Source organism: Melaminivora sp. (assembly GCF_032059615.1).
Taxonomy (GTDB): domain Bacteria; phylum Pseudomonadota; class Gammaproteobacteria; order Burkholderiales; family Burkholderiaceae_C; genus Melaminivora.
This window is the reverse complement of sequence record NZ_DAMCAM010000013.1, coordinates 46,595-53,866: the sequence shown is the minus strand read 5'-3', so window position 1 is coordinate 53,866 and position 7,272 is coordinate 46,595. Positions and strand designations below refer to the sequence as shown.

8 protein-coding genes are annotated in these 7,272 nt (G+C 71.7%); 1 reads left to right on the top strand and 7 read right to left on the bottom strand.

The features are described 5' to 3' along the window. The coding region (locus tag RT051_RS04650) for an MFS transporter (RefSeq protein WP_313072621.1) at window positions 1-515 on the top strand (515 nt) is incomplete at its 5' end. Here the strand turns inward: RT051_RS04650 and phoR are convergent. From phoR to pstS, 7 genes are all read right to left on the bottom strand, one after another. Beyond that, window positions 512-1,852: a phosphate regulon sensor histidine kinase PhoR gene (phoR, locus tag RT051_RS04645; protein ID WP_313072616.1), complete on the bottom strand. Its 1,341-nt coding sequence runs from the start codon at window positions 1,850-1,852 to the stop codon at window positions 512-514. The genes RT051_RS04650 and phoR overlap by 4 nt on opposite strands. Before the next feature lie 111 nt (window positions 1,853-1,963). After that, a complete protein-coding gene (gene phoB, locus RT051_RS04640; RefSeq protein ID WP_313072612.1) occupies window positions 1,964-2,671 on the bottom strand; it encodes a phosphate regulon transcriptional regulator PhoB in 708 nt (235 codons plus the stop codon). A 34-nt stretch (window positions 2,672-2,705) separates the two neighbouring features. Beyond that, the gene (gene phoU, locus RT051_RS04635) at window positions 2,706-3,407 is read right to left on the bottom strand and encodes a phosphate signaling complex protein PhoU (RefSeq protein ID WP_313072609.1); all 702 of its coding nucleotides are present in this window, start codon (window positions 3,405-3,407) and stop codon (window positions 2,706-2,708) included. Continuing rightward, the gene (gene pstB / locus RT051_RS04630; RefSeq protein WP_313072605.1) at window positions 3,404-4,189 is read right to left on the bottom strand and encodes a phosphate ABC transporter ATP-binding protein PstB; all 786 of its coding nucleotides are present in this window, start codon (window positions 4,187-4,189) and stop codon (window positions 3,404-3,406) included. The genes phoU and pstB overlap by 4 nt, the downstream gene beginning before the upstream one ends. Window positions 4,190-4,242: 53 nt before the next feature. Continuing rightward, window positions 4,243-5,118: a phosphate ABC transporter permease PstA gene (pstA, locus tag RT051_RS04625; RefSeq protein WP_313072602.1), complete on the bottom strand. Its 876-nt coding sequence runs from the start codon at window positions 5,116-5,118 to the stop codon at window positions 4,243-4,245. After that, window positions 5,115-6,134 (bottom strand): phosphate ABC transporter permease subunit PstC, encoded by a 1,020-nt coding sequence (gene pstC / locus RT051_RS04620; protein WP_409520541.1) that lies wholly within the window; start codon window positions 6,132-6,134, stop codon window positions 5,115-5,117. The genes pstA and pstC overlap by 4 nt, the downstream gene beginning before the upstream one ends. A 37-nt stretch (window positions 6,135-6,171) precedes the next feature. Beyond that, the gene (gene pstS, locus RT051_RS04615; protein ID WP_313072598.1) at window positions 6,172-7,212 is read right to left on the bottom strand and encodes a phosphate ABC transporter substrate-binding protein PstS; all 1,041 of its coding nucleotides are present in this window, start codon (window positions 7,210-7,212) and stop codon (window positions 6,172-6,174) included. Window positions 7,213-7,272 lie beyond the last annotated feature (60 nt).

Below are 7,272 nucleotides of genomic sequence, written 5' to 3'. Positions count from 1 at the left end.
ACGGCATGCCCATGCTGATGGACCACGGCTTCGACGCCACCACCAGCGCCCTGGGCGTGGGCCTGATCGGCCTGGTGGCCATTCCCAGCACCGTGGTGCTGGGCCGCCTGGCCGACCGGCTGCCGCGGCGCCGGCTGCTGGCGGCCATCTATGGCGTGCGCGGGCTGGGCTTTTTCGCGCTGCTGCTGGCGGGCAGCACGGTGCAGCTATACGGCACCTCGGCCGTGGGCGGCATCGTCTGGGCGGGCAGCATCGCACTGTCCTCGGCCATCCTGGCGGACGTGTTCGGCGTGCGCCTGGTGGGCGTGCTCTATGGCTGGTCCTACCTGGGGCACCAGGTGGGCGCGACGGCCAGCTCCTGGCTGGGGGGCTGGGGCTACGAGCGCCTGGGCACGCACTGGCTGGCCTTCGGCCTGGCCGGCGCCCTGCTGCTGGCTGCCGCGGGCGTGGTGCTGGCGCTGCCGGCCACTGGCGCCGAGGCGCGGCCCGCGCGCCAGCCCCTACCCGCCCGCTAGGCGCTGCCGGCGGCGGCGCCGCGCACGCGCGCGGGCGGAAAGTCGATGCAGAAGCGGCTGCCTTCGCCCAGGGTGCTGGCCACCTGCAGCTCGGCGCCGTGGCGCTGGGCCACGTGGCGAACGATGGCCAACCCCAGGCCCGTGCCGCCGCTGCCGCGCGAGCGGCCGGCGTCCACGCGGTAGAAGCGCTCGGTGATGCGCGGCAGGTGCTCGGGCGCGATGCCCGGGCCGCTGTCGCTGACGAAAAAGCGCAGCCCGCCATCGGCCAGCGGCTGCCAGCCGGCCTCGATGCGGCCGCCGGGCGGCGTGTAGCGCACGGCGTTGTGCAGCAGGTTGGCCAGGGCGCTGTGCAGCTCGGCGGCGCTGCCGGCAATCGCCGCTCCCGTGCCCGCGCCGTCCGGCGCGGCAATGGCAAGCACATGCCCCTGCCCCGGCGGGCACAGCAGGGCCGACAGCTGCTGCGCCTCGCCCTGGCAGCCCTGCAGCAGCGCGCCCGCGTCCACCCAGTCGCCCAGGCCGGGCGGCGGGCTGCCCTCCAGGCGCGACAGGGTGAGCAGGTCCTGCACCAGGCGCTGCATGCGCGCGCCCTGCTCGGCCATCAGGGCGAGGTAGCGCGCGCGCTCGGCCTCGGCCAGCGGCAGGTTCTGCAGCGTCTCGACGAAGCCCACCAGCACGGTCAGCGGCGTGCGGATTTCGTGCGAGACGTTGGCGACGAAGTCGCGCCGCATGGCCTCGGCCTGCTCCAGCTGCGTGATGTCGCGCGACAGCAGCAGGCGCCGGCCCTCGCCATAGGCATGCAGGTGCACGGACAGGCGCACCGGCCGCGCGGCCGTGCCCGCGCGGCCCGCCAGCAGCACGCCGGCGCCGGGCTCGCTGGCGGCCAGGCAGACGGCGAATTCGGGCTCGCGCACCAGGTTGGCGATGGGCTGCAGCCGGTCGCGCCCGGCGTCGATGCCGAAATGCTCCTGCGCGGTCTGGTTGCACCACTCGATGCGGTCCTGCGCGTCGAGCAGCGTCACCCCGTTGGGCGAGGCCTGCAGCGCCGCCAGGATGGCCGCCAGCCGCGCATCGGCCGCGCGCTCGCGCTGGCGGCCCCGGCGCAGCAGGCGCCGCGTGCGGTCGGCCGCCTCACCCCAGGGGCCCGCCAGGCGCGGCTGCTGGCCCTCGCCCGCGCGCAGCCAGGCCAGCAGGCGGGCCCCCTGCCAGCCGTCCCAGGCCAGCCACAGCCAGGGCGCGGCGCACAGCCCGGCCACGGCGCCCCAGGGGCCGGCCAGCCAGGCACCCGCCAGGCCGCCGGCGAGCTGGCTCAGGGCGAAAAGCGACAGGCGGGGCAGCATGGTGGAGGTGGAAAACGGGGTTTGCTATTCAAATGAGAGCGCCATGTCGACTCAAGTCTTGGTTTTCAAGAATGAATCATCTTCAAACCATTGCATGAACTGGACATCATGCTATGAATTTTCATTTTCCCCGACGGCAGCCGTCAGCCGGTACCCCGCGCCGCGCACGGTCTCGATCAGGCGGCCGGCCTCGCCCAGCGACTCGCGCAGGCGCTTGATGTGCACGTCCACCGTGCGCTCCTCGATATAGACGTGGTCGCCCCAGACCTTGTCGAGCAGCCGGGCGCGGCTGTGCACCCGCTCGGGGTGGCCCATCAGGTAGCGCAGCAGCCGGTACTCGGTCGGCCCGAGCTTCAGCTCGCGCCCCTGCCAGCTCACGCGGTGCGTGGCGCCGTGCAGCTCCAGCGCCCCGGCGGCCAGGCGCTCGCCGGCCTGCTCGGGGGCGCGCCGGCGCAGCACGGCGCGGATGCGCGCCAGCAGCTCCTGGGTGGAAAAGGGCTTGGTGATGTAGTCGTCGGCGCCGGCGTCCAGCCCCGCGACCTTGTCGGGCTCGTCGCCGCGCGCCGTGAGCAGCAGGATGGGCACGCCGCGCGTGCGCGCGTCGGCGCGCCAGCGGCGTGCCAGCTGCAGGCCGCTTTCGCCGGGCAGCATCCAGTCGAGCAGCACCACGTCGGGCAGGCGGGCATCGAGCTCGCGCTGGGCGGCGGCGCCGTCCTCAACCCAGACGGGCTCGAAGCCGTTGTGGCGCAGGTTGACGGCAATCAGTTCGGCGATCGGCGGCTCGTCCTCGACGATCAGCACGCGGGGCATGGGGCTCATGGGGCGGGGGCAGGTGAAGCGGCCGCGGCGCGGCTCAGGACAGGGCGGACTCGATCTCGTGCAGCGTCTGGTGGCGCACGTCGCGCCCCTCGACCAGGTAGATGATGAGTTCGGCCACGTTCTTGGAGTGGTCGCCGATGCGCTCGATGGCCTTGGCGAGAAACAGCAGGTCCAGGCTGGGCGAGATGGTGCGCGGGTCTTCCATCATGTAGGTGACGAGCTTGCGCACGAAGCCGTCGAACTCGCGGTCGATCAGGTCGTCCTCCTTCAGGATGGCGAGCGCGGCGCGCGTGTCCAGGCGCGCAAACGCGTCCAGCGCCTTCCTCAGCAGGCCCGAGGCCAGGTCGGCGGCCATGCGCAGGTCGCCCGTGGGCAGCTGGCGCGCGGCGCCGCTGTCGATGATGGAGCGGCTCATGCGCGCCATGCGCGTGGCCTCGTCGCCCATGCGCTCCAGGTTGGCCGTGGCCTTGGAAAACGCCAGCAGCAGCCGCAGGTCGCGCGCCGTGGGCTGGCGCCGCGCGATGGTGGTGGACAGGGCGTGGTCGATCTCCACCTCGAGGGTGTTGACGCGCTGCTCCAGCTCCTCGACCTGGGCGGCCGCCTCGGCGCTGAACTGCGCCAGCGCCGCGATCGCCAGGCGGATCTGCGACTCCACCAGGCCACCCAGCTCCATGACGCGCGCCGAGATGGCATTGAGTTCGCTGTCGAACTGCGTGGACAGGTGCTTGTCGCTCATCCGAACCTCCCGGTGATGTAGTCCTCGGTCTCGCGCCGCGCGGGCTTGATGAACATCTGCTCGGTGGCGCCGAACTCCACCAGCTCGCCCAGGTACATATAGGCCGTCCAGTCGCTGCAGCGCGCGGCCTGCTGCATGTTATGGGTGACGATGACCACCGTGTAGTCCTGCTTGAGCTCGGCGATCAGCTCCTCGATCTTGGCCGTGGAGATCGGGTCCAGCGCCGAGCAGGGCTCGTCCAGCAGCAGCACCTCGGGCAGCACGGCGATGCCCCGGGCGATGCACAGGCGCTGCTGCTGCCCGCCCGAGAGGCTGGCGCCGCTTTGCCTGAGCTTGTCCTTGACCTCGTCCCACAGGGCGGCCTTCCGGAGCGCCCACTCCACCCGGTCGTCCATGTCGGCGGCCGACAGGCGCTCGAACAGCTTCACGCCGAAGGCGATGTTGTCGTGGATGGACATCGGGAACGGCGTGGGCTTTTGGAACACCATGCCCACGCGCGCGCGCAGCAGCGCCACGTCCTCGCCGCTGTGCAGCACGTCCTGGCCGTCCAGCAGAATCCGGCCCTGGGCGCGCTGGTCGGGGTAGAGCTCGAACATGCGGTTGAAGGTGCGCAGCAGCGTGGACTTGCCGCAGCCCGAGGGGCCGATGAAGGCCGTGACCTGGTTGCGCGGAATGTCCAGGTCGATGCCCTTGAGGGCGTGGAAGCGCCCGTAGTGAAAGTGCAGGTCGCGCACCGCGATCTTCGGGGGCGCGGCCGGGACCTGTGGCTGTGGATGCGGCATGGCGGTCAGGCTGTGGATGAAGGGGTGGAACAGGAAAAGGCGCGGGCCGGCTACTACTTCTGCCGCGCCAGCACGCGCGCCAGGATATTGAGCGCCAGCACGGCCAGGGTGATCAGGAGCACCGCCGCCCAGGCCAGGCGCTGCCAGTTCTCATAAGGGCTCATGGCGAACTTGAAGATGGTCACCGGCAGGCTGGCCATGGGCCGCGACAGGTCGGCGTTCCAGAACTGGTTGTTGAGCGCGGTGAACAGGAGCGGCGCCGTCTCGCCGGCGATGCGGGCCACCGCCAGCAGCACGCCGGTGACCACACCCGCGCGCGCCGCGCGCAGCGCCACCATCAGGGTGACCTTCCACTGGGGCGTGCCCAGCGCATAGGCCGCCTCGCGCAGGCTGGCTGGCACCAGCAGCAGCATGTTTTCCGTCGTGCGGATGACGATGGGGATGACGATCAGCGCCAGCGCCAGCAGGCCGGCCCAGGCCGAGAAGCTCCTGAAACGCGCCACCACCACCGCATATACGAACAGGCCGATGACGATGCTGGGCGCCGACAGCAGGATGTCGCTGACGAAGCGCGTGCAGGCCGCCAGCCAGCCGCCGCGGTATTCGGCCAGGTAGATGCCGGCGAGCACCCCCACAGGCGTGCCTACGCAGGTGGCCAGCAGCACCATGACGAGCGAGCCGAAGAGCGCGTTGGCCAAGCCCCCCTCCTCGCCCGGCGGCGGCGTCATCTCGGTGAACACCGACAGGGTCAGGCCCGCCAGGCCCAGGCGCAGCACCTCCCACAGGATCCACAGCAGCCAGAACACGCCAAAGGCCATGGCCAGCAGCGACAGCGCGAGCGCGATGCGGTTGACGCGCCGCCGCGCCGCCCAGCGCTGGCGCCGCGCGCGCTCCAGGGCCACGGGGGTGGAAAAAAGCGGGGCCGTCATGCGCGCGTCCCCTCGTCCCGGCGCAGCCGCGCCAGCAACAGGCGCGACAGCGACAGCACCACGAAGGTGATGAAGAACAGCACCAGGCCCAGGTAGATGAGCGAGGCCTGGTGCAGGCCCTCGCCGGCCTCGGCAAACTCGTTGGCCAGGGCCGAGGTGATGCTGTTGGCGGCCTCGAACACCGAGGGCGACTGCAGCTGGTTCATGTTGCCGATGACGAAGGTGACCGCCATGGTCTCGCCCAGGGCGCGGCCCAGGCCGAGCATGACGCCGCCCAGCACGCCCGCGCGGGTGTGCGGCAGCACCACCTGCCAGACCACCTCCCAGGTGGTCGCGCCCAGGCCGTAGGCCGACTCCTTGAGCAGCGCCGGCGTGACCTCGAAGACGTCGCGCATGACCGAGGCGATGAAGGGTATGACCATGATGGCCAGCAGCAGCCCCGCCGGCAGGATGCCGATGCCCACGGGCGGGCCCGAGACCAGCGCGCCCAGCCAGGGCAGGCCCGCCAGCAGCGCCTGCAGGGGCTGCTGCACCCAGGTGGCCAAGAGCGGGCCGAAGACCATCAGCCCCCACATGCCATAGACGATGGAGGGCACGGCCGCCAGCAGCTCGATGGCCATGCCCAGCGGCCGGCGCAGCCAGGCGGGCGAGAGTTCGGTGAGGAACAGCGCAATGCCGAAACTCACCGGCACCGCCACCAGCAGGGCGATGGCCGACGTGGCCAGCGTGCCGTAGATCATGGCCAGGCCGCCGTAGCGGTCCTGCACCGGGTCCCAGGCACTGGTGGTCAGGAAGGCCAGGCCGTGCGCCTGGATGGACGGCCAGGCGCCCAGGACCAGCGAGGCCAGGATGCCCGCCAGCAGCGCCAGCGTGAGCAGCGCCGCGCCGCGCGCGGCGGCGGCGAACAGCCGGTCCGGCCAGGCCGGGCGCCGCCGCAGGCCGGGCGGCGGGGCCGCCGTGCGCGGCGGCGCGTCCGTGCGCAGCGCGGGGGTCGGCAGGGGCAGCGGGGTGGACACGTCGTGGACCTCGTCGGGGTGCGGGGGCAGCGCGAGCTTAGCGAAGTGCCAGCGGCTGGCCCGCCGTGTCGCGGATGCCGGACCAGGACTTGCGGATCACGTCCTTGACGCCCGCCGGCATGGGCACGTAGTCCAGGCTGGCCGCGGTCGCATCGCCCGACTGGTAGGCCCACTCGAAGAACCGCAGCGCCGTGGCTGCCTGCACCGGCCGGTCCTGCGCGCTTTGCATCAGGATGAAGGTGGCCGAGGTGATGGGCCAGGCGTCCTTGCCGCCCTGGTGGGTCAGGATCTGGTGGAAGCTGCGCTCCCAGTCGGCGCCGGCGGCCGCGGCCTTGAAGCTCTCGTCGCTGGGCGAGACGAAGTTGCCGCTGGCGTTTTGCAGCTGCACGTGGGCCAGGCGGTTCTGCTTGACGTAGGCGTACTCGACATAGCCGATGGAGTTGGGCAGGCGCGCGACGAAGGCCGCCACCCCCTCGTTGCCCTTGCCGCCCGCACCCAGCGGCCAGTTCACCGCCGTGCCCTCGCCCACCTGCGCCTTCCACTGGGCGTTGACCTTGCTCAGATAGTTGGTGAAGCCGAAGGTGGTGCCCGAGCCGTCGGCGCGGCGCACCGGGGCGATGGCCGCGTCCGGCAGGGCCAGGCCCGGGTTGAGGGCGCGGATGGCCTCGTCGTTCCAGCGGGTGATCCGGCCCAGGTAGATGTCGCCCAGCACCTGGCCGCTGAGCCTGAGCTGGCCCGGCTGCACGCCCTGGACGTTGACCACCGGCACGATGCCGCCGATCACCGTGGGGAACTGCACCAGGCCCTTTTTCTTCAGCTCCTCGTCGCTCAAGGGGGCGTCGGAGGCGCCGAAGTCCACCGTCCTGGCCTCGATCTGGCGCAGGCCCGCGCCCGAACCCACCGACTGGTAATTGATCTTCACGCCCGTGGCCTTGTGGTAATCGGCGGCCCAGCGGGCGTACAGCGGCGCCGGAAAGCTGGCGCCGGCGCCGGTGGCCTCCTGCTGGGCCTGCGCCGCCGGCAGCACCGAAAACGCCAGCACGCTTGGCAGCAGCACCCGAATCACGAACCTGTTCATGGAAAACCCTTGTGGTTGAGAAATGCGATGGCGCCAATGTAGGCAGTGGGTGTGACAGTT